The 22,112-nt window shown below is 74.8% G+C and carries 14 protein-coding genes; 9 read left to right on the top strand and 5 right to left on the bottom strand.

The features are described from left to right. Positions 1-157 precede the first annotated feature (157 nt). The 3 genes from WMF28_RS09930 (at position 158) to WMF28_RS09920 (ending at position 6,233) form a co-directional block, all read left to right on the top strand. Positions 158-3,733: a HEAT repeat domain-containing protein gene (locus tag WMF28_RS09930; protein ID WP_437601899.1), complete on the top strand. Its 3,576-nt coding sequence runs from the start codon at positions 158-160 to the stop codon at positions 3,731-3,733. A gap of 229 nt (positions 3,734-3,962) precedes the next feature. Beyond that, the gene (locus tag WMF28_RS09925; protein WP_437601898.1) at positions 3,963-5,555 is read left to right on the top strand and encodes a DUF6600 domain-containing protein; all 1,593 of its coding nucleotides are present in this window, start codon (positions 3,963-3,965) and stop codon (positions 5,553-5,555) included. Positions 5,556-5,600: 45 nt separating this feature from the next. Further along, positions 5,601-6,233: a hypothetical protein gene (locus WMF28_RS09920; protein WP_437601897.1), complete on the top strand. Its 633-nt coding sequence runs from the start codon at positions 5,601-5,603 to the stop codon at positions 6,231-6,233. A 61-nt stretch (positions 6,234-6,294) separates the two neighbouring features. Here the strand turns inward: WMF28_RS09920 and WMF28_RS09915 are convergent, their stop codons facing one another. From WMF28_RS09915 to WMF28_RS09905, 3 genes are all read right to left on the bottom strand, one after another. Next, positions 6,295-7,833, bottom strand: coding sequence for a M16 family metallopeptidase (locus WMF28_RS09915; protein ID WP_437601896.1), 1,539 nt, complete (start codon positions 7,831-7,833; stop codon positions 6,295-6,297). Further along, a complete protein-coding gene (locus tag WMF28_RS09910; protein ID WP_437601895.1) occupies positions 7,830-9,320 on the bottom strand; it encodes a M16 family metallopeptidase in 1,491 nt (496 codons plus the stop codon). The genes WMF28_RS09915 and WMF28_RS09910 overlap by 4 nt, the downstream gene beginning before the upstream one ends. Before the next feature lie 169 nt (positions 9,321-9,489). Continuing rightward, a complete protein-coding gene (locus WMF28_RS09905) occupies positions 9,490-10,869 on the bottom strand; it encodes an MFS transporter (RefSeq protein ID WP_437601894.1) in 1,380 nt (459 codons plus the stop codon). A gap of 342 nt (positions 10,870-11,211) precedes the next feature. On the opposite strand from WMF28_RS09905, the gene WMF28_RS09900 reads away from it, so the two are divergent. The 6 genes from WMF28_RS09900 to WMF28_RS09875 all read left to right on the top strand — a co-directional run bounded on the left by WMF28_RS09900 (position 11,212) and on the right by WMF28_RS09875 (position 20,244). Beyond that, on the top strand, positions 11,212-12,480 hold the full coding sequence (locus WMF28_RS09900; protein ID WP_437601893.1) for a hypothetical protein: 1,269 nt from the start codon (positions 11,212-11,214) through the stop codon (positions 12,478-12,480). A gap of 144 nt (positions 12,481-12,624) precedes the next feature. Continuing rightward, positions 12,625-13,893: a hypothetical protein gene (locus tag WMF28_RS09895; RefSeq protein WP_437601892.1), complete on the top strand. Its 1,269-nt coding sequence runs from the start codon at positions 12,625-12,627 to the stop codon at positions 13,891-13,893. Continuing rightward, positions 13,894-14,934 (top strand): diacylglycerol/lipid kinase family protein, encoded by a 1,041-nt coding sequence (locus WMF28_RS09890; RefSeq protein ID WP_437601891.1) that lies wholly within the window; start codon positions 13,894-13,896, stop codon positions 14,932-14,934. Positions 14,935-15,012: 78 nt separating this feature from the next. Continuing rightward, positions 15,013-16,641 carry a serine/threonine-protein kinase gene (locus WMF28_RS09885; RefSeq protein WP_437601890.1) on the top strand — a complete coding sequence of 543 codons (1,629 nt, stop codon included), beginning with the start codon at positions 15,013-15,015 and terminating at the stop codon, positions 16,639-16,641. Between the two features lie 19 nt (positions 16,642-16,660). Beyond that, complete coding sequence (locus WMF28_RS09880) at positions 16,661-19,261, top strand: Kelch repeat-containing protein (RefSeq protein ID WP_437601889.1); 2,601 nt, start codon at positions 16,661-16,663, stop codon at positions 19,259-19,261. After that, complete coding sequence (locus tag WMF28_RS09875) at positions 19,258-20,244, top strand: hypothetical protein (protein WP_437601888.1); 987 nt, start codon at positions 19,258-19,260, stop codon at positions 20,242-20,244. The genes WMF28_RS09880 and WMF28_RS09875 overlap by 4 nt, the downstream gene beginning before the upstream one ends. Positions 20,245-20,266: 22 nt before the next feature. Here the strand turns inward: WMF28_RS09875 and WMF28_RS09870 are convergent, their stop codons facing one another. Both WMF28_RS09870 and WMF28_RS09865 read right to left on the bottom strand, forming a co-directional pair. Next, positions 20,267-20,719 carry a hypothetical protein gene (locus tag WMF28_RS09870; RefSeq protein ID WP_437601887.1) on the bottom strand — a complete coding sequence of 151 codons (453 nt, stop codon included), beginning with the start codon at positions 20,717-20,719 and terminating at the stop codon, positions 20,267-20,269. 241 nt (positions 20,720-20,960) lie between these two features. Then, entirely contained in the window at positions 20,961-22,082 is a 1,122-nt protein-coding gene (locus WMF28_RS09865) for a hypothetical protein (protein WP_437601886.1), read from the bottom strand. Positions 22,083-22,112 lie beyond the last annotated feature (30 nt).

Below are 22,112 nucleotides of genomic sequence, written 5' to 3'. Positions count from 1 at the left end.
ACGCGCGAAATGACGAGCTGGCCCTCCTCGCTGTCCGTTCCTGACAAGTTGGCAGCGGCGCCGGAGCGCGACGGTCCGCTCGCCCCGGCGCGCCGCCGGATGCACCGCGTGCCCTGCGGTACGCGCGCGTCGAGAGACCTCGGCTAGGTTGAGGCAAGTGGATCCGACCGACACCGCCCCCCCGAAGCCGAGCGCGAAAGAGCGCGCCGCCGCTCCGGACATGACGCGCACCCGGCAGCTCAGCGCGCGCCCGGACGGCACGCCTGCGCCCGGGTCCGCCCCGTCGGTGCGCCCGACCTCGAACCGGCCCAGCCGGCTGCAGCCGAGCGGCGCCGCGCCGGACACCGACACCGCCGTCCTCGGCGTCCCCCTCACCCGCGTCGAGCTGCACCGGACCGCGCTGCTCTTCTGCCTGCTCTTCCTCGCCGCCCTCATCTTCGTGGTCGGCCGCTCGGCGCGCGACGCGCTCTTCCTCACCAGGTTCCCGGTCACCTGGATCGCGCCGATGTGGATCGTGTACGGCGCCGCCTCCGCGGTCGCCGCGCTCGCCTACGACCGCATCGCCCGCCGCCTGCCGCGCGCCCGCCTGTGCGTCGCCTTCGCCCTGTTCGGCGCGGCCACGTTCGCGCTGCTGCGCGTCCTCATCGGCCAGGAGGTGCGCGCCGCCTACCTCGTCTTCTACATCTGGTCCGAGATCATCGCGAACTTCACCGCCGTCCTCGTCTGGGCCGTCGCCCAGGACCTGCACGACCCGCGCAGCGCCAAGCGCCTCTTCGGCCTGATCGGCAGCGGGCGCGTCGTCGGCACCGTCGTCTGCGGCTTCGCGACCGGCGGCATCGTCACGTGGATCGGCACCGAGAACCTGATCTTCGTGCTCATCGCCGCGCTCCTCGGCATGGCCTCGCTCACCACGGTGCTCGCGCGGCGGCACCCCCTGGAGCGGCCCCCGTCCGTCGACGAGGAGCTCATCCAGGCCCACCTCCCCCGCATGGACGTGTGGCGATCGCGCTACGCCCTCACCGTCGCGCTCGTCACCCTCCTCCTCTTCACCGTCCTCACGATCGGCGACTACCAGTTCAAGGCGATCGCCCTCACCGCCTACCCCGACCGCGACGATCTCGCCCGGTACATGGGGTTCCTCTACGGCGCCATCGGCGTGCTCGGCCTGCTCGTGCAGCTCGGCGTGACGCCCATCGTCCTCCGGCGCCACGGCGTGCTCGGCGGGCTGCTCGCCATGCCGGCCGCGTTCACCGCCAGCACCGTCGCGCTGATCGCGAGCCCCTCTCTCGCCTTCGGCTCCATCCTCAAGCTGAGCGACAACGCGCTCCAGCTCACGATCTACGACGCGACGATGCAGCTGCTCTTCTTCCCGTTCCCGCCGGCGCTCCGAGAGCGGGTGCGGACGCTCGTCTCCGTGATCGCCAAGCCCCTCGGCTACGGCCTCGGCGCGCTGGTCGTGCTCGCCGTCACGCCCACCGCCGCGCCAGGCCCCGCGCTCGTCGAGGAGGCCGCGCGCCTCGGCCTCTACTCCCTGCCGCTCTGCGTCGCCATCATCGCCCTCCTCCCGCTCGTGCGGCGCGGCTACTTCGACGCCATGCGCCGCACCTTGATGCGCCGCCAGATCGCGCCGGACAGCGTCGTCTACGGGCCCCAGACGCGCGCGGTCCTCAAGGAGGCGCTCTACAGCCGCGCCGTGACGCAGGTGCTGTTCGCCGTCGACCAGCTCCGGCAGCTCGACCCCTCCCTCGTGCGCGAGGCCGTGCCCGCGCTCGCGCGCCACGGCTCGGCCAGGGTGCGCGCGCTCGCGGTGCGCCTCGGGGCCGAGCTCGCGCACGACGCGGGCGCCGAGATCGCGCGCGCGGCGATCCGCGACAGGAACACCGCGGTCCGCGTCGCCGCCGTCGACGCCCTCGCCGCGCAGCTGCGGGAGGACGCCCACGACGAGCTGCTCGCGCTCGCGCGGGAGAGCGGCGCGCCCCGGCGCGCCTCCGCGGACGCGCCCGGCGACGAGGAGCTCCGGGCCGCCGCGATCGCCGCGCTCCTGCGCTACTGCGGCCTCGACGGCATGCTCGAGGGCGCGCCGCGGCTGCGCGCCCTGCTCGACAGCCCCTCCCCCCGCGACCGCCTCGCCGCCGCCCGCATCCTCGGCCTGGTCGGCCACGCGTCGCTCCAGCGCGCGCTCGCGCGGCTCATCGCCGACCCCGACCCCGCGGTGCGCCGCGCGGCCGTGCGGTCCTCGTCGAGCGTCGCCGATCCGCGCCTGCTCCCCCTGCTCGCCGACGCGCTCGCCGAGCGCGCCCTCGCGCCGGCCGCGGCCCGGGCCATCGAGGCGCTCGGCGACGACGCCATCCCCGAGCTCGCGGCGCGCCTCGGCGACGACGGCACCCCGCGCGCCGCGCGGCTCGCGATCCCGCGGGTGCTCGCGCGGCTCTCCAGCCACGACGCCCTCGACGCGCTGCTCGCCCAGATCGACCACCCGAACGAGGCCCTGCGCCAGAAGGTGCTCGCGTCGGCCTCGCGCCTGCGCCTCGCGCTGCGCGCGCCGCCGGTGCCCCTCCGGACCATCCGCGCCTGCATCGACGACGAGACGATCGAGCACGTGCGCATGCGCGAGGCGTACATCGCGGTGCGCCCCCGCGTCGCGGGCCCGCTGCTCGATCAGCACCTGCTCCGCCGGCTGCGGAAGGGGCTCATCCGCGTGCTCCGGCTGTGCGAGCTCGCCTACCCGCGCGAGGTCGTCGCCCTGGTGCGCACCCACGTCTTCGGCCCCGATCCCGCGCTGCGGGCCAACGCCTTCGAGGTGCTGGAGTCGCTCCTCGACCACCGGCTGCGCGAGCGCCTCGTCTCCCTCGTCGAGCGCCTGCTCGAGCTCTCGGTCGCGTTCCCGCTGAGGCCCATGCCGCCGGAGACCGACACCGTCGCCTGGGTCCGCCGCGAGCTCGCGCGCGGCGAGCCCTACAGCGCCGCGCTCGCGCTCGACGCCGTCGCCCGGTACGCCATCGCCGGCGCGGCCGGGGACGCGCTCGCCGCGACCCACGACCCCGACCCGCTCGTCCGCGAGGCCGCCGCCATCGCGATCGCCGTCACGTCGCCGCCCGGCGCCCGCGAGCGCCTTGTCGCGCTGCGGGCCGATGACGACCCCGCCGTGGCCCGTTACGCACGATACTGGGCGGTCACCGGCGGCACCGGTATCGAGCCCCAGGACGAGATGTATACAACGATCGAGAAGGTCCTTTTCCTCCAGCGTGTCCCGCTTTTCTCCCGCGTGGCCGGCGACGATCTCGTGGCGCTGGCGCGCGGCTCGCTCGTGGTCTCGCTGGTCCGGGGCGACGTCATCTTCCGCCAGGGCGAGCCGGGCGGCGCGCTTTACTCGATCATCTCGGGCGAGGTGAGCCTCACCCTGGACAGCCGCGAGATCGCGCGCCTCGGCGCGAACGACGTCTTCGGCGAGATGTCGCTGTTCGACAGCCAGCCGCGGGGCTCGACGGCCGTGGTCACCGAGGACGCGGAGCTGCTCCGGGTCTCCGCCGAGGATTTCCACGAGGCGGTGCGGGAGACGGCCGAGATCGCCGACGCCGTGATCCGGGTGCTGAACCGGCGGCTGCGCGAGGCCGACCGCAAGCTGGCCGACGCGCACGCGCGGCTGTCGCTCCTGCCGAAGGCGCTGCCCGCGCGAGAGCCACAGCCCTCGGGCGAGGAGGCGCCGGCGCTCGACGACAGCGATCTCGAGTGAGGCAGCGGAGGCGATGGCGCGCGGCGCGCGACCCCGGTGGCGCGCCGCACCGCGCCGCGCCGCGTGGAACGAGCGCCGCGCCGCGTGGAACGAGCGCCGGCGCCGAGCTCCGGAACGAGGCTTGCACGGCGCAGTGACTGTTCCGGCGCGCGAGGACGTCTGAAGAGGTCCGAGGACGCCCGAGGCCAGCCCGACCTCTGCCTGGCATCCCCTTCGAGAAGGACCCATCATGCACCCGATGCCTCTCCCCCCGTCCGCTCCCCCTACGCGCCCTGCGCCTGCGGCGTCGGGCATCTTCAGGGCCCGGCTCCGCCGGCTCGGAGGCGCGCTGCCGCTGCTCGCCACGCTGATCGTGGCGCTCATCGCCGCGCCGTCGAGCGCCGCCGCCCAGGGCCTGCCGCAGGGCTACACGACCGACGAGCCCGCCGCCGCCGGTGAGACCGCGCCTTCACAGCCCGTCGAGACCCAGCCGGTCCAGGCCGAGGTCGGCGTGAGCGCAGAGATCGCGGTGGACGCGTACGAGGACGCCGATCCGAGCGTCCTTGTCGAGTTCCAGGAGCCGCTCGCCCCGTACGGCACCTGGCTCGACGACCCGAGCTACGGCAGGGTCTGGGTGCCTTCCGCGGTCGTGGTCGGCCCGGATTTCGCGCCCTACCAGACCGCGGGTCGCTGGGAGCTGACCGACGACGGCGAGTGGATGTGGGTCAGCGACTACGCGTGGGGTCACATCCCCTTCCACTACGGCCGCTGGGTCTGGATCTCCGCCCACGGCTGGTCGTGGATCCCGGGGCGCGTCTACGCCCCGGCGTGGGTGGTCTGGCGCGTCGGCGACTACGGCTACGTCGGCTGGGCTCCGATGCCGCCCACGTATTACTGGAGCAGCGGCGTCGCGCTGTCGCTGTGGACCGTGCCCCCGGCGGCGTACGTCTTCTGCCCGACGACGCACGTGTTCCACCACCACGTCCACCGGCACGTCGTCCGCGATCGCGAGATCGTCCGGCGCATCGCCGCGCACTCGCACACCTACAGGCCGGCGCGGCCGACCATGAGCCGGACCGGGCGCGACGACGTCCGCCCGGACGGCAGGCGGGGCGCGGGGCGCTCGAGCCCGTCCCACGGGATCCGCCCTGGCAGCTATCGCCCCGCGTCGCCCTCGCTCGCCGAGGCCGGCGTTCCCTCGTCGTCCGCGCCGAGGCACCGCGCCAAGGCGGATCCTCGCGCCCTCGCCTATGCGCGCAAGAGCGCGGCGCCGAGCGCGCGCCCCGCGCCCTCGCCGTCGCGCCGCCCCCTCCTGGCGCCCTCTTCGCCGGCGGGCGACCGGCGCGCGGCGCCCTCGCTGCGCACCCCGAGGGCGCACGACGGCGGCGCTCCGGCCCCCGTCGCCAGGCCCGGCTTTCGGCCGCGGGGCTCCTCCGACGGAGCCGCCCTGCCCCGTGCCGGCGCGAGCGCGCCGCACCGCGGGTCGCGGGCGACCGTCGCGCCCCCGTCGCCTGCCCCCGCCCCGGCGCCGCGGGGGGTCCCGGCGCCGCGCGTCCACACCGCGCCGCCCGCGCCGCGGGTCCACACCGCGCCGCCCGCGCCGCGCGTCCACACCACGCCGCCCGCGCCGCGCGTTCACACCGCGCCGTCCACGCCGCGCGTCCACACCGCGCCGCCCGCGCAGCGGCCGCAGGTCATTCCGGCGCCGCAGCTGAGCGCGCCGGCCGCCAAGCCGCACGCCGTCCCGAGCGCGCCGTCGTCCCCGCGCCCCAGGATCCACATCCCGTCGGGCCCGGCCCCGGGCAAGGCGGCGCCGGCGCCCTCTCGCCCGCGGTCGAGGTAGCGCTTGGTCCACGTCTTGCGATGTCCACGGGCAGGAGCAGATCCGATGACGTTTTTCGCTGACTTCGTGAAGCTTCGTTCACTCGGGCTGTGGTCGTTCCTTCTCGCCGCTACGCCCCTCGCGTCGACCGGCTGCATCGTCGTCGACGAGGACGGCCGCCACGACGACCACCACCAGCACGACGACTGGGACGACGAGGACGATGAGGACAACAACGCCCCTCCGCCGCCCACGGACGAACCGAGGCGCGTGGCCATCGACACGGACGCCGTCCTGAGCAGCGAGCCGGGCGAGGGGGTCGGCATCTTCGTCGAATACGCGGCCGGCGGGACGTGGAAGCTCTGGACGACCTGCGACACAAACAGCTCCAAGGTCGTCTGCAGCTTCGACCTCTACGCCTCGGTGGACACGTCGTCCGAGCTGTTCGACATCGTGGGGACCGACCTCGAGAAGACGGACGCGACGCGCCTCGTCGACGAGGGCATCGCGTACCTCCACGCCGAGACCGGCTCGGACATCGACGCGATGACGTTCACCACGACCGAGGGCGCCATCGTCCGGCTGGAGGCCTACCTCGACGGCGTCCAGGAGCCTCGTTACGTCTACTGGTTCGGCGACGGCATCCTGCACGAGGGCGCGCCGAGCAACCCGCTCGACTTCGAGCCGACCTCGCCCTGAGGGCGCGGCGGCGGCGGCCGCTCCTCCCGCTGCCCGCGCGGCGGGAGGAGCGCGGCGCCGCTCAGGGCGCCTTCTTCGGCTGGATCGGCTGCCCCTCGACGTCCCACGCCTCCGGCTCGCCGAGGCCGATCGCCTGGAGCTGCGGCAGGATCTCCTGCCGCGGGCCCACGACCACGAGGGTCGCCTCCTTCGGATCCACCGCCCTCGCCAGCTCCGCGAGGCCGGCGAGCGTCGCCTTCTGCCGCGCCTCGCTCGCGGCGCCGTCGAACGTCTCGGGCAGCTGGAGCCGCGCCAGCGTCCCGAGGCGCTGGGCGGTGCGGTTCGCCGTCTCGTAGGCGGACACGAGATCCGCGCGGTCGTGCGCCTGCACCTTCGCCAGCTCGTCCCGGGTCAGCCCGGAGTCTGCCATCTTGGCAAGCTCGGCGAGCATCTCCTTCAGGGCGGGTCCGGTCGCCTCGGTGACAACGGACGCCCGGGCCACGAAGACGCCCTGCTGCTTCGTCTCGCTGAACGCCGACGCGGCGCCGTAGGACCAGCCGTGGTCCTCGCGCAGGTTCTGGTTCAAGCGCGACGTGAACGAGCCGCCGAGCGCTGTGTTGATCAGCTGGAGCAGCGGCCGCCGCGGATCGCTCGCGGCGACCCCCTCCCGCACGACCCCGATCACCGACTGCGGCGCCCCCGGGCGGTCGACGAGCACGAGGCGCGGCGGCTTCCAGGCCGGCGCGGCCTGCGCGGTGCCGGCCGGCGCGCCCTTGGCGGCCGGCGCGGCGCCCTTGGCGGACCACGTCCCGAGGTCGCGCGAGATCGCCTGCATCACCTCGTCCCGGGTGATGTCGCCGACCACCGTGATCACCGCGCGATCGGGGCGCCACGCCGCCTTGTAGAACGCCTTGACGGCGGGGAGCCCGATCGACCTGGCGTCCGCGAGCAGGCCCTCGACGGGGTGCCCGTACGGCGTGCCCGGTCCGTAGAGCGCGGCCGTCGAGACAAGCGCCGAGACCCGCGTCGGATCGTCGCCGCGCTTCCTCAGGTCGTTCTGCCAGAGCTCGCTGACGCGCTTCCACTCCTTCGCCTCGAAGCGCGGGCGCGCGACGACGTCGGCGAGGAGCGAGAACGCCTTGCCGAAGTTCTTCTTCAGCACGGACAGGGTCGCGACGCTCCCGTCGGCGCGCGCCCCGACCGAGAGCGTCGCGCCGAGGTCGTTGATCGCGCTGGAGAGCTCGACCGCGCTGCGCGGCCCTGCGCCCTCGTCGAGCATGCTGGCCGTGATGTGGGCGAGGCCCGCCGCGCCCTTCGGATCGTCCGCCGATCCCGACGCGACGGCGACGGACACCGACACGATCGGCAGCGTGTGGCGCTCGAGCAGCCACACCTTGGCGCCGTTCGGCCCGTCGAGCACCACGGGCGCCGGCGGCGTGAACGGCTGCGGCCTGGGCAGCTCCGGCCTGGGCCCGATCGGGTCCGCGGGCTGGGCGGCCGTGGCCGGGGCGCTGGGCCGCGGCGCCTCCGCCCGGGCCGGGGACTGCGCCGGAGCCTTCGGCTCGCAGCCGGCTGCCGCGGCGAGCAGCGCGATCACCGCGCCTGCGTTCCTCGCTCTCATTTCGTCACCGCCTTCTTCGTCTCGTCGCTGCCCTTCGGCACGACCCGCAGGATCACCCGCGCGTCCGGGTCGAGCGTGCTCTTCGCGACCGCCTGCAGCGACGCCGCGGTCGCGTCGCGGTAGCGCTTCAGGTCCTGCTCCACGAAGCCGGGCTGGCCCGTCCACGTCTCGTACCGGTTGAGCATCGAGGCCCGGCCGGCGACCGACTCGAGCGCCGTCACGAAGGCGGTCTCGTACTGGTTCCTGGCGCGGTCGAGCTCCTCGCGGCTCAGCCTTTCGTCGCGTACCCGGGCGAGCTCGGCGTCGATGGCGGCCTCGAGCTTGTCGAGCGGCACGCCCGGCCGCGCGATCGCCTCGACGGTGAACGTCGAGCCGAGATCGCCGGAGCTCTGCAGGGCGCTCACCTCCTGGGCGAGCGCCTTGTCGTAGACGAGGGCCTTGTAGAGGCGGCTCGCCTTGCCCTGCTCGAGCGCCGTGGCGAGGAGGTCGAGCTCGGCGTCGCCGGGCGCGAAGCGCGCGGGGCTGTGCCAGGACATGACCACCTTGGGGAGGTTCACGTTGTCCTCGATCGTCTGCCGCACGACGCCGCTCAGCTTCACGGGCGGCGGCGTGGTCGTCGCGGGGACCGGCTGCCCCGGGATGCCGCCGAAGTACCGCTCGATGGTGTCGCGCGCCTTCTGCGGATCGAAGTCGCCGGCGACGACAAGGGAGACGTTGTTCGGCACGTACCATCGCCGGAAGAACGCCGTCACGTCGTCGACCGTCGCGGCCTGGAGGTCCTCGTGCGAGCCGATCACCGGGTGGTGGTAGGGGTGTCCTTTCGGGTACATCAGCGAGGGCAGGAGGAGCCCGACCTTGCCGTAGGGCTCGTTCTCGCTGGTCTGGCGGCGCTCGTTCCTCACGACGTCGCGCTGCGCGTTGAGCTTGGGGGCGTCCATGCTGTCCGCGAGGGACGCGAACCTGTCGGCCTCGAGCCAGAGCAGGAGGGGCAGCGCGTGGGCCGGCGCCACCTCGTGGTAAGCGGTCCGGTCCTCGCTCGTCCACGCGTTGTTCGAGCCGCCTTCCGCCTCCATCCACGCGTCGAACTGCTTCGTGGGGACGCGGCGCGTGCCCATGAACATGAGGTGCTCGAACAGGTGCGCGAAGCCGGTGCGCCCCGGCTCCTCGAAGCGCGAGCCGACCTTGACCATGAGGTTGAGGGCGACCATCGGCAGCGCGTGGTCCTCGTGCAGGATCACGGTGAGGCCGTTCTTGAGGGCGTACTTGGTGAAGGGGACGTCGAGCTTGGGCGGCGGGGAGGCGGCGGGGGGCGTTTCCGGCGCGGCCTTCGGGGCTGCGGCCGGCGCGGCCTTCGGGGGCGAGGGCGTGGCCTCGGGGGGCGCTGCCGGTGCGGTCTTCGGGCCGGAGAGGGAGAGGGCCGCGGCCGCGGCTGCCAGGAGCGGCCGGGCGGAGCGCGGGAGCGGCAGGTGTCGCGCGCGGTTCTGCATGGGGCGAGGGTTGAGCCGACTGGGCCCGGGATGCAAGCGGGCGGGAGCCAGGACGGCGAGGCGCGCCCGGCAAGGGTGCCATTGTCAAGTTGTCACGGACAACGAAAGCACCGCGAACGCGGAAGCGGAAGATGAAGAGGTGCGAGGCGGCGCGCGCGGCCGCCACGCGCTAGTCCCGCGGCACCCAGCGCGACAGGACGACCCCCGGGATCGACGCCGCGAAGGCGATCGCGAAGAACGCGGTGAACCCGACGCCGGCGGCCAGGTAGCCGCTCACGCTGCCGGCGAAGGTCGCGGAGACCGACATGAGCGCCGAGCCGATCGCGAAGTGCGACGACTTGTACCCGTCCACGCAGCGCCGCATCAGGAACACGACGAGCACCGCCGTACCGACGCCGGCGGCGAGCTGCTCGAGCGTGACGAGCGCGACGATCCACGGGAGCGTCGGCCGCGACCACGCCAGAGCGACGTAGAGCAAGATCGCAAGGCTCTGCACGAGCGCGATGGGGAAGATGGTGCGCGCGAGCCCCCACCGCTTGATGACCACACCGCCGAGGGTCGCGCCGGCGATCGAGGCGACGGTCCCGATCCCGCCCACGTTGCCGCGCGCCGCCGTGTCGAGGCCGAGGCTCTTCAGCAGCGGCGACGACATCGCGAACATGAGCGCGTCCCCCGCCCGGTAGCAGAGGATGAACGCCAGGCTCGACGCGATCCGGGGCTGCCGCAGGAACACCCGGAACGGCTCGACATACCGCCGCAGCCCGGCGGCTCCAGGCGCCGCCGCAGCTCCGGGCGCCGCCGCAGCTCCGGGCGCCGCCGCAGCTCCGGGCGCCGCCGCAGCCGCCGGGCGCGGCAACCCCACCGCGTGCGCGCCCGCGAGCAGCGCGAGGCCGGCCGCCGCGACGGCGAACGACGCGCCGAAGGACGCCCAGCCCGCGAACGCGACCAGCAGCGCGCCCGCGAGCAGCGCGAGCCGGTACGCCCCGACCCGCAGGCCGGAGAAGGCAGCCTGCGCGTCCTTGTCGAGCGCCTGCAGATAGAAGCCGTCGACCGCGATGTCGTGCGTCGCCGCCGCGACGGCGACCAGCCCGAACAGCGCGGCAACGAGCCAGAGCGCGCCGCTATCCGCCGTCGCGGCGAGCCCGAGGAGGATCACCGCGAGCGCGATCTCGGCCCCCAGGAGCCAGCGCCGCGGGCTGCCGTGGAGGTCGACAAGCGGGCTCCAGAGGAACTTGAGGTTCCACGGGAGCCCGTAGAGCGACACGAGGCCGATGATCGGAAGGCTCGCCCCCGCCGCCGTGAAGAACTCCCCCGCCACCTTGTGCGCGATCGCGTAGGGCAGGCCCTCGGCGAAGTAGGTCGACGAGATCCACAGGCCCCGGCTCGCTCCCCGCGCGGCCGGGGCTCCGGACGCCACCGCCACGCCGGGCTCCCCAGCCGCACCGGGCGCCCCCGCGGGGGCGCCGCGCCTCACGGCCTCCGCTCCCTGCTCGGGCAGCGCGACGACAGCGGGCTCGACGGACTTGTGGGATGTGACGGCAGCCTCCACGCCTTCTCCGCGCGTTTTCCGCGCCTTCTCCGCGCCTTCTCTGCACCCTTACACGAGGCGTCCCGGGGCTGAGCAAGTTCCAGGGCGCTCGGGAGCGCAGACCACCGCGCCGGGCCGCCCGGACGTCGACGCGAGGGGAAGCCGCGGACCTCATCGCGAGCGACGCTGTGGTATCGGTCCGGCATCTGGTCTAACGGTGATCAGCATGCGACGGGCTCGCGCTCCTTCGGTGTCCCCCTGCCGTAACGGCCCCGACGCCGATCGCGGCGCTCCGTGGCGGGCCGGCCGCGCGGTCGCTCTCGCGCCGACCTGCCCATCTCCGGTCTTTCCGAGGGAGCGAGCGTGAACGAGTACACCCGGCGCGAGGAGGTCCGCGCCACCTTCATCGCCTCGGCCATCCTCGTCCTGTGCATCGCCGTGGCGGTCCTCCGGCTCGTGACCGTGGACGGCAGGCTCGTCCTGGACCCGGGCGCGCGGCGGCAGGCGGAGGAGTCCGAGGCTCGCCTCGCCCCCGCGCGCGCGTGCGCCCTCGCCGGCGAGAAGCTCATCGTCGAGATCGACCTGTTCAAGAAGGCCGCGAAATCCGCGCGCATGCCCGCCCCGGGCGAGGAGCCCCCGGCGCCGCCGCCGGTCACGAGGAGGCGCGCGCAGCGCAACACGCCGCCGCCGCCGAAGCCCAAGGAGCCGGACAAGCAGGGCGCGTGGGCCTCCGCCCAGCCGCTCCACAAGCAAGTCAAGACGCTGGCGGGCTGCCGCGAGGCAACCGAGGCGCTCCTCGGGGCGCGGGTGAGCGCGATCCCCGCCTGGGACGCCATCGCCAAGGCGGCCGCGATCACGCCGCCGGCCGCCGAGGAGGCCGAGCAGTTCGAGGCGGCGAAGCAGCTGCTCTCGCTCCTCGCCGACATCCCCGCCGACAAGGTCGCGCAGGCCACGAAGGACGCCGAGGCCGCCTACAAGGCGACCGCCGAGCGCGACCGGGAGCGCGCGACCACCGCGGTGGTCCGCGAGCCGCTCCCCCAGGGCGTCTTCTCCCGGCGCGTGGCGGTGAGCGTCGGCGTCGGGCTGACCGTCTGCGCCCTGCTCATCAGCTACCTCGGCGTGCGCGCCGCCTCGATGCGCCGCCTCGCGACGCTGCTGCCGCTGCGCGACGCCGTGCGCAGCGGGCGCCCGGGCATGCAGGCCGCCGAGATCCTGAAGACCGCGGCCGCGCACAACAGCGGCGAGCCCGGCATCGTGATCGGCGCGGCCATCGGCGGGCTCTCCGCCGCGCTCCTCGCCCCGAAGGACGCCGATCTCTTCGTCGCGGGCGTCATGGCCGGCCTCCTCATCGGCCTCGGCGCGCAGTGGGCCTTCCGCCTCGCCATCGGGGCGAGCCGCTGGCGCGCCCGCGCCACCGAGCTCGCCGAGGTCGAGAAGCCGGCCATCCCGATCGTGCTCGTCCTGAGCGGCGTGAAGCCCGGCCTCGAGCCGGAGTTCATCCAGTTCCTCCGCTCGCTGCCCCCCACCGACGCCGCCGCGGCGGTCGAGAAGCTCGCCTCGCAAGCCGAGGAGCGCATCCTCGCCGCCGCCGACGCGGGCGCAGCCTTCCCCCAGGGGAAGCCGCCGGGGTGACGCCCGCCCGAGCAGGGCGCCCCGCCTGCCCCCTGCGCCGTCGCTGAACGCCCGCGCGCCGTCGCGGAGGACAGCGCCGCGGCGGCGCCGGTGCAGCGAGCGCTCGATCCACACGCCATTTCATGGAATGGAGGCCCTCCCGACATGAGACATCCTCTGCAGGCCCGCAGGCCCCCCGGGCGATGGGCGCTCCTCTCGCTGCTCGCCGCCACCTGGTGGCTCGCCGCGCCCCCTGCAGCGGCGCAGGACCCGGCCGCCGGGCACCCCGGCGCGCCGCCGGAGCCCCCGCCCGCCGCGCAGGCCGCCCCGCCGGCCGCCGCACCGCAGGCCGACAGCGCACCGCAGGCCGGCAGCGCACCGCAGGCCGGCAGCGCACCGCAGGCCGGCAGCCCGGCGCCGACCGACAGCCCCCCGCCGGCCGACGGCGCGCCGCCGCTGCACGCCGACGGCGCGCCGGCGGCGGACGGAGCCGGCGCAGGCACCCCGCCGCCCTCCAGCGCAGGCGGCGCAGACCAGCGCGTCGAGCGCAGGCCGGCGCGGCGCGACAGGCCGGGGGCGACGAGCAGCCTCTCCGCCCCCTCGAAGAAGCGCCGCGGCGACATCAACCCGTGCATGACGCCCGATCCGGGCTGGGGCGTCTACGACCGGTGGTCCCGCGCGCCCTCGATCGGGCAGATGATCATGCCCCACCGGGGCGGGGTCACGAAGCGCGGCGGCTTCGACGTCCTCATCCACTTCCACGGCCACGAGGCGCTCCGCAAGGAGTTCGTGAAGACGGCCGACGGCGCCTTCCTCGTCGGCATCGATCTGGGGATCGGCTCGGGCGCGTACTCGAGCACGTTCTCGGCGCCCTACGTCTTCGAGCACCTGCTCGACAGCATCGAGCGCGCGGTGGCGAAGAAGACCGGCAAGAAGAAGGTCTACATCCGGAAGCTCGGCCTCTCGGCGTGGAGCGCGGGCTACGGCGCCATCGAGCAGATCCTGCGCCAGAAGGCCGGCAAGCGGGTCGACGCGCTCGTGCTGCTCGACTCGCTGCACGCGGGGTACGCCGACGAGCGGCAGCGCAAGCTCAAGGTCGCGCAGATCGAGCCGTTCATCGCGTTCGCCCGGCGCGCCGCGGCGGGCGAGGCGTTCATGTTCATGAGCCACTCCTCCATCCTGCCGCCCGGCTACGCGTCGACCGAGGAGACGGCGAGCTTCGTCGTTCAGCAGCTGCGGGGCAAGCCGAGGGGCGCCTCGCGCCGCGACGTGCTCGGCCTCGACATGATCCGGCGCTACGACCGCGGCGACTTCCACCTCCGCGGGTACACCGGCGACGACAAGCCCGACCACTGCGCCCACCTTGGCCTGATGGCGGACGTCATGCGGGTCCACCTCAAGCCGCGGTGGAAGACGCCGCAAGGCCGGCGCTAGATGGGCGGCATCGGCGTCATCATCAACCCCCGCTCGCGCCAGAACCAGGGCGATCCCCGCGCGGCCGTCCGGCTCGCGCGCACGCTCGGCGACCACGGCGTGGTCCGCACCGCGCGCACCCGCGAGGACCTCGCCCGGATCGCGGAGGACTTCAGGAAGCTCTCCATCGACGTGCTCGGCATCTCGGGGGGCGACGGCACGAACCACGTCACCATCACCGGCTTCCTCGACGTCTACGAGGACGAGCCGCTGCCGCCGATCGCCTTCCTGCGCGGCGGGACGATGAACACCGTGGCCAACGCCGTCGGCGTCCCCCGCGGGCGCCCCGACGGCCTGCTCGCCGGGCTCATCGCCCGCTACACCGACCGCGGCCGGCACCCGCTGCGCTGGATCGAGCGCCACGTGATGCACATCGGCGCCCACTACGGCTTCATCTTCGGCACCGGCTGTGTCCACGGGTTCATCGCCGAGTACAACCGCAGCGAGGAGCGGAGCGCGCTCTGGGCCGCGAAGGTCCTCGCCCGCGCGAGCGCCGCCGTGCTCCTCAAGACCGACACCCAGGTCGCCGCGCGCTGGGAGGGCCGCGTCCACTTCGAGGACGGCTCGGCCTTCCCGGACCGCGACTACCTCGCCATCGCCGCCGGCACCGTCGACCAGATCGGCCTCGGGTTCCGCCCGTTCCACCGCTACGACGAGCGCCCCGAGAGCTTCCACATGCTGGGCATCCACACCTCCGCGCTCGGCTTCGTCAGGAAGCTGCGCGACATCTGGCGAGCGCAGCCGATGGGCGAGGCGCACACGTTCGAGAAGATCGCCCGGCGCGCGGTGCTCGAGGCCCGCTCCGGTGTGGTCCGCTATGTATGCGACGGTGACGTACACGAGCACGTGGGCCCGCTCACGGTGCGCATCGGCCCGCGGGTAAAAATCCTCGTCGAGCATAAATCCGGCCATCGCCCTGTCTCAGCTCGTCGCACGTTGCACGACGTGTGGGCCCCCGGCGGGGGCGTGCGCGCCGGCGCTGACCGCGCTCCCCTGCGCTGACCGCGCGCTGCTCTGCGCGCGTGGTCAGCGCGAGACCATGGCTGTGGGAGCCCAGCAAAGTTAGAATACCCTCGCTCCATGTCGCCGCGCTCAACCTCCGCGCCCGCACCATCGACAAGCTCGACGCTGCGGGCTGAGAGCGCGAGCCGCTCCTCCCCTTCCTCTGCGGCCTTCCCGCGCGGCAGCGCCCCCGACTCGGGCGACCCGGAGTCGCTCGATCTGGCGCTCCTGTCGTCGCTCCGGCAAGCCAGCGCGCCGTCGCCCGGCCCGGGGCGGTCGACGCGGCGCACCTACCGCGAGGGCGACGTGATCGGCGGCAAGTACCGGCTGCGCTATGTCCTCGGCGAAGGCGGCATGGGGATGGTGTGGCTGGCCCACAACGACGTGCTGAACATCGACGTCGCGCTCAAGTTCATCCGGCGCGAGGTCACCTCGACCGAGGCGGCGCTTCGCCTCCAGCAGGAGGCGCGCGCCGCGGCGCGGATCGACCACCCCTCGATCGTCCGGGTGCTCGACTTCGGCGAGTCCGATCACCGCGATCCGTACATCGTGATGGAGGTCCTCCGCGGAGAGCAGCTCGTCGAGGCGATCGAGCGCAGGAAGCGCTTCTCGCCCGCGGCCGCGCTCCGCATCCTGCTGCCGATCGCGAGCGCCCTCGCCGCGGCGCACGACCGCAAGATCGTCCACCGCGATCTCAAGCCCGAGAACATCTTCCTCGTGAAGAACGATCGCGGGGACGTCACCCCCAAGATCGTCGACTTCGGCATCGCCAAGGTGTGGAGCGAGACCGCGGGCGGCGACGTGACCAAGGCGGGCACGGTGCTCGGCAGCCCCGACTACATGTCGCCCGAGCAGGCGCGCGGCATCACCGACGTCGACGGGCAGACCGACATCTGGGCCTTCTCCGTGGTGCTCTACGAGACGATCACGGGCCAGAGGCCGTTCCTCGGCGGCAACTACCACGACCTCGTGGCGGCGATCATCGTCAAGGATCCGGCGCCGATCACCGAGCTCGGGGTCGGCGACCCGACGCTGTGGGGCATCATCGAGCGCGGGCTCGCGAAGGAGCGCTCGGAGCGGTGGCGGACCATGCGCGACATGGGCGTGGCGCTCGCGCGGTGGGCGACCGAGCACGGGGTCGAGGAGGACGTGGCCGGGACGTCGATCGCCGTCCACTGGCTGAGCGACGGCGGCCAGCGGCGCCTGTCCGAGCGGCCGCCCGCGCGCGCGTCGAGGAGCGGCGCGGACGTGGAGACGGCCGCGCGCGAGGAGAGCGCGCGCGAGACCGGCGGCCGGCGGCGCGCCGCCGTCCTCGCGCTGGCGGCGGTCGCGGCGCTCGTGACGATCGGCCTCGCGCTGTTCTCCCTGCGCACCATGACCGCGCGGGACGCCGGCGCCGAGCCGCCCCCGGCGGCGCCGCCCGCCGCGCCGCGCGACCCGTCCGCGCCCGCCGCGGCCACGCCCGCCGCGGCCGCGCCGCTCCCCGGGCAGAGCGCCGGGAGCCAGGGCCACGCCGGGCCGGAGCGCTCGGCCAAAGCGCCGCCCGCAATCGGCGAGCCGCGCCGCGGGACGGCGGACAGCGGCGCCGCCGAGCGAGAGCCCGCGGCGGCTCCCCGGAACCCGGGCGCGCGACGGAGCGCGGTCCCGCGGACGAGCTCGAAGACCCCTGGCGCTGCCCTGCCGGTCCCGGCTCGGCCGAACTTCTGAAGCCGCGATGCCGCCGGAGGTGAGACCCGCGCGCGAGGCGCGACATCGCAAGACCACGCTCGGCGCGCGCTGGCCGCTGCTGCTCGCGCTGGCCGTGCTCACCGGCGCCTGCTCGCTGCTCGCGGAGAGCGCCCTCTCCGACAAGCCGCCCGCGGGCGGCGCCGAGCCCCCGAACGGCGGCGCGTGCGCGCCGGGCTGCGCGGCGGACGCCTGCTGCGACGGCGCGTGCGTCGACCTGAGCCAGGACGGAGCGCACTGCGGCGCCTGCGGCAACGCCTGCGGCGCCGGGGAGTCGTGCTGCGGCGGGTCGTGCACCAGCGTGCTGAACGATCCGACGAACTGCGGCGCCTGCGGCGCGCCGTGCCTGAACACGCTGTGCGTGGGCGGCCACTGCTCGTCCGAGTGCGTCTTCGGCTTCGACAACTGCGACGGGAACATCGTCACCAACGGCTGCGAGGTCGACCTCACCAGCGATCCCGAGCGCTGCGGCGGTTGCTCCCTCCGTTGCCCTTCGGGCGCGATCTGCGACGAGGGGCAGTGCGCCTGCGCGCCGCCGCTCCTCGACTGCGACGAGCGCGACGACACGGGGTGCGAGACCGACGGCTCGTCGAACCCCGCGAACTGCGGCGGCTGCGGCGTCACCTGCGGGCCGAACATGGAGTGCCAGGCGGGCGTGTGCGGGTGCCAGCCGGGGTACGACGACTGCAACGGTTCGGCCGATGACGGCTGCGAGTCCACGCTCGGCACGAGCGAGCGCTGCAGGGCCTGCGGCGACACCTGCGCGGACGGCATGATCTGCGACCCGGGCGGCGGCTGCGCGTGCGCGAACGGGCTCCTCGACTGCGACGGCGCGCCCGGCTGCGAGTCGCCCGCGACCGACCCGACGAGCTGCGGCGCCTGCGGCGCGCAGTGCGCGCCGGAGACGCCGTTCTGCGACGGCGCCGCGTGCATGCCCACCTGCGCCTCGGGCCTCGCCGCGTGCGGCTTCTCGTGCGTCGACATGCAGACCAGCCCCAGGCACTGCGGCGCGTGCGGCGTGGCCGCGGGGCCGCACCAGCACTGCGAGGCGGGCGCGCTGGCGTGCGACGCGGGCTTCGCCGACTGCGATCCGAACGTTCCGGGCTGCGAGTCCGACCTCGCCAGGGATCCGCAGCACTGCGGCGCGTGCGGCACCGTCTGCAAGCCGGGCGCCGCGTGCGCCGCCGGCGCGTGCGCGTGCGGGGGGTTCACGCCGCACGACTGCGGCGCAGACTGCCGCGCCTGCTGCTCGGACGCGGACTGCTCCGATGGCGACGGCTGCACCGCGGACGTGTGCGCCGACGGCGGCACGGTGTGCCGGAGCACGGCCTGCGCCGAAGGACAGCAGTGCTGCAGCCTCATCGCGTGCCGCCAGTGCTGCACAAGCGCCGACTGCAGCGGCGACGAGATCTGCTCGGGCGGCGCCTGCATCCCGCCCTGCGGCAGCGGCCTCGCGGCGTGCGACGGGGCGTGCGTCAGCCTGGGCTCGGCCCAGCACTGCGGCGCGTGCGGGAACGCCTGCCTGAGCGGGCGCGAGTGCCGCGACGGCGCGTGCACGCCCGCGTGGGTCCTCATGACGAGGATCGGCGCGCCCGCGCCGCGGCAGCTGGCCGCGGCGACCTGGATCGGGAACGCGCTCTTCGTGTGGGGCGGCCGCACGGTGAGCGGGGACGTGAGCGACGGGGCGCTCTACGATCCGGCGCGCGACGTGTGGTCGTCGCTGGGGGGCGCGGGCGCCCCCTCGGCCCGTGTGGTCGCCGGCGCGGCGTGGACGGGCTCCCTCGTGCTCGTGTGGGGCGGCGGCTCGTTCGCGAGCACGTCGGGCCTGTCCACCGGCGGCGCGTACGACCCGGTGGCGCGGACCTGGCGCGCGATGAGCACCACGAACGCCCCCACGGCGCGGCGGTCGCCGTTCGCCGTGTGGACCGGCACGCGCCTCCTGATCTGGGGCGGCACCGCGGGCGGCGCCCCCGCCGCCGGCGGCGGGCTCTACGACCCCGTCGCCGACACGTGGGCGCCGATCTCCAGCGCCGGCGCGGCCCCCGCGCGCGACGGCGTCGCGTGGGCCTGGTCGGGCACGGAGCTCTACCTGTTCGGTGGGCGCGCCGGCGAGGCGACCACGAACGAGGGGTACGCCTACAACCCCACGACGGACGTGTGGCGAGCGCTGCCCACCGCGGGCGCGCCGGGCCCGCGGGCCGATGCGTTCGCGGTCTGGATGGGCAACCGGCTGCTCGTCTGGGGCGGCCAGGACAAAAACGACGCCACCCTCGACGACGGCGCGAGCTACGACGCGGCCGCGGGCACCTGGCTCGCCATCGACAACAAGGACGCCCCCTCGCGGCGCAGCCGCAGCGAGCGGCGCACCGGCTGGACCGGGTGGACCGGCGCGCGCGCGCTCATCGCAGGCGGGCGGAACGACGCGATGTTCAGAAAGGACGGGAAACTGTACGATCCCGCGGCAGGGTGGCACGCGAGCATGTCGCCCGCGGCCAAGCAGCACAGCTACGGCGTGGGGGTCTGGACGGGGACCGAGCTCATCCTGTGGTCCGGGCTCGACGGGCTCTTGCTCGTGGCCGACGGGGAGCGGTTCAGACCGTGACGCCGCGCCGGACGCGGGCGCTCGCGGGCCCCCTCGCGCTCCTCCTCGCGGCGGCGGGGCTCCTCGCCGCGCCTGCGCCCGCCGCGGCGCAGAGCGCGGCCGACGTCGCCGTCGCGCGCGAGATCTTCATCGAGGGCTCCGAGTTCGCCAAGCAGGGCCGCTGGGAGGAGGCGCGGAAGCGGTACGAGCGCTCGCTCGCGATCAAGCGCGCGCCGATCACGCTCTACAGCCTCGGGGTGGCTCAGCAGCAGACCGGCCAGCTCGTCGAGGCGCTGGAGAACTTCCGCGCGTTCCTTGTCGAGCCGTCCGCGCCGGCGACGAAGGAGTACGAGAAGCTCGCGCGCCAGGCGGTGCAGGAGCTCGAGCGCCAGATCGCGGCGCTCGATCTGAGGTTCTCCCCGGACGACGTCGCCGGCCTCGCGGTGAAGATTGACGGGGTCGACGTGCCCGTGGCGGCGCTCGATCGGCCGCGGCCGCTCAACCCGGGGCACCACACGGTGACCGCGAGCGCGCCGGGCTACCGCGAGGCGCAGCGGACCATCGCCGCGGCGCCGGGGAGCCGCCTCGTCGTCGTGATGACCCTGGAGCGCGACGCCGCCATGCTGGACGCGTCCGCCGGGCCGCGGGCGCCCTTGGCGAGCGCGCGGCCCGGTGGCGCGGCGCTCCGCGCCACGCCCGATGCCGCGACGGTCCGCGTCGTGCCGATCGTGCTGCTCGCCGGCGGCCTGACCACCGTCGCGGCCGGCGTGGCGATCGGCCTCCTCGGCGTCGCGAGCGCGTCGGACGCGCCGACGCGGGACGGGGACGCCGCCGACGCCGCGCGCGTCCAGGCGCTCGCGGGCGACATCGTCGCGGGCGCCGGCCTCGTCGCGGCGGGCGCCGGCGTGCTCGTGCTGGTCCTCGATGGCAACGCCGCCGGCGCCCCGCGCACGGCCCCGCCGCGCGCGGCGCTCGGCCCGCTCCGCCTCACGGTGCGCTTCTGACCTCCCCGCGGAGGGCCGGTCGCTACGCGGTCGGCATCTCGCTGCGGTCGAGGCTCACCACGACGAACGTGCCGTAGTTCAGGATCGTGAGCGAGTCCTCGTCCACGATGAGCACGCGGACGCACTGGGACGGCGATGGAGCGAGCAGGTCGGCGTAGGGGTCGAGCGGCGCCTCGTCCGCGGGCGGCAGCGCGGCGTGCAGGAACGCGTGGAGCCGCGCGCGATGGCCGAGGATGACGCTCGCGCCCGGCGGCTCAGCGCAGCCGGGCGCGGCGCTGCGGAAGAACAGCCGGCGCGCCGCCGGAGACACGACGAGGATCGCCACGTCGGTGACGTCGAGCCCGCTGCACGTGCACAGCTGCTCCACGCGATCGCTCACGGCGTCCTCCACCGTGCGGAACAGCCGCAGCCGCCTCCGCTGTCCCTCGGTGAGGCCCGGCTCCTCGAGGTAGCTCTCGAGACTGCACCCGTGCATGTTCCGCCCGCACCCGTAGGTCATGCCGCCTGCGCCGTGGCGCCCCCTGCCCGCCCGCCTCTGCCGGCCGGGTCGGACAGCCGCCACGCCTCCCCGCATGGGCGCTCATGCACGGGATTAGCCAACGCCCCCGGGCGCCGCGGCGCCGCTCCAGGACAGGGCGCGGTCGCCAGGCTCTCCACGGTCCACGGGCGGCGACCGGGACGCACGCCGCCCTCGCCCCTGCGCGGCGGGCCGGCGGCTACTGCGCTGCCGGCGCCGCGAACTTCGCCGTGAGCTCGACCTGGGCCACGCTGCGCTGGGCGGCCTGCTGGGCGCTGGCGCCGGGGGGCACGAGGAGCGCCTGGAGCCGCTGCGAGGCGTCGGCGGTGCCCGGCGCGTAGCTCGACGGCGACCAGATGAACGTGCCCTTTCCGGAGGAGTCGACCCGGTCGATGGTCAGCGTGACGTCGCCGTTCGGGCCCGGCAGCTTGAGATCGGCCCCCTCCGCGTACTGGCGCGTATCCACGCTGAACGAGACGAGATCCCCCTCCACCTTCTCGATCTTGAAGACCCGGTACCGCAGCACCGGCAGCTGCGCGCCCGACACCACGACGCGGTCGGTGACCATCCAGTAGGCCCCCGCGCCGACGGGCTTGTCCGGCAGCGGCGGCGTGAGGAGCGCGATGGCCTCCCCGAGGGCGGCGAGCACCGGCTGGAGCCCGGGATCGGCGTCCTTGGCCAGCTCGGGCCTGTAATTGCTGGCCACGTTCGCCGGCGAGAGATCGTAGCGCAGCGAGCTGCCCTTCAGCTTCGCCAGCGCGTCGGCGAGCTCCCTCGGCGGCCCGCCGACGGACATCGACGCGAGCGTCGCCGACGTGACCTTCGCGGTCACCTTCGTCGGCGCCGCGGGCGCGGCCGCGCCGTCCTTGGGGGGGTCCGCCGGCTTCTCCGCCTTGAGGCTCACGCCGAAATCGAGGTTCGGCATCCCCTGCGGCCCGCCCATGCGCAGCCCGAGCGTGATGGTGAGCTTTTGCTCGGATTTCGGGTCGATCTTCGGGGCGAGCCTGGCCCGCGGCTCGCTGCCGTCGTCGATGACCTCGAGCTTGTAGGGCACGTCCTTCGGGAGCGCGGCGACCGCGGCTTGCGGCGAGAACACGCCGTTCTCCGGCGGGCCGTCCGCCGCGCTGCCCGGCGGCGGCCGCTTCTCGGGGCCGCCCGGCGCCGCCGCCTCGGCGAGCGCCGCGCCGAGCTTGCCGCCGACGACCGGCAGCGCCGGGCCGGCGTCGAGCGCGCCCGCATCGACGGTGACCTGCGCCTTGCCCTTGTCCCCGTCGCAGCCCGCGAGCCCCGCCAGGGCGACCGCCGCGAGCATCGAAGCCATAACCCCGCGCCACCGAGTGTGCATGACGGC

This window comes from Sorangium sp. So ce590 (assembly GCF_051521365.1).
Lineage (GTDB): Bacteria > Myxococcota_A > Polyangia > Polyangiales > Polyangiaceae > Sorangium.
Note: the sequence above shows the minus strand (reverse complement) of the source record. Positions and strands in the feature narration are given on the sequence as shown.